The 684-nt window shown below is 38.0% G+C and carries 1 pseudogene; it reads right to left on the minus strand.

What is annotated here, in order from left to right:
* Positions 1-684: pseudogene (locus tag ASJ81_RS14660) on the minus strand (oligosaccharyl transferase, archaeosortase A system-associated); the annotation flags it as partial.

Raw genomic sequence — 684 nt, forward strand, 5'->3', positions numbered from 1 at the left:
GATTTGCAGCCAGAATAACTATCCCCAGTAAAGAAGCAAGAAATCCTGTAGGAGTGAAATGTACAAAAACTTTCGATAAGGTAAAGACTCTATATTGATTACTTTCATAAAATATGGAAGAAGCTTCCAGGATTGTGGAAGGTCCTCCCTGTTGAATCCCAAAAACAGTTCTTGGTGCGTTTATAATCAGGGAATAAAGTGAAGGAGATAAAATTTTGATAAATATAAGCCCAAGAATACCAGCTCCAAGGATTATCAGTGGGTAATAATAAGTCTTCATTTTCTTTCTTTTTAATTCTCTTTCAATAAGACTCAAAGCTGCAAAGCCTGCCATTGCCCCAATAGCAGTAACGACATGGAACCAGGAGTAATAATAAAGTGAAAATCCCATGTCAGGATGGACAAATGGAAGGATGAGTATTGTACTTACCAAACATGTGATTACGCCTGTAAATCCAAGGTAGTCGCTTGACTCATTCCGGAAATTGTCCAGGATGTACTGGAATATTGCGTAAACAAGAACGATAAATAAGAAAAGCGATCCTCCTGGCCAGCAAAGCTGGTATGCTGAATACATTACACCAGCCAGAACCGAGTATATAAAAGGCTCTTTCAAAACACTGAACTTCTTATTAAACACATCTTCAAAACGCAGCTTTCTTTCCTTAGCCGAAATCAAAGCCA

Source organism: Methanosarcina spelaei (genome assembly GCF_002287235.1).
GTDB lineage: Archaea > Halobacteriota > Methanosarcinia > Methanosarcinales > Methanosarcinaceae > Methanosarcina > Methanosarcina spelaei.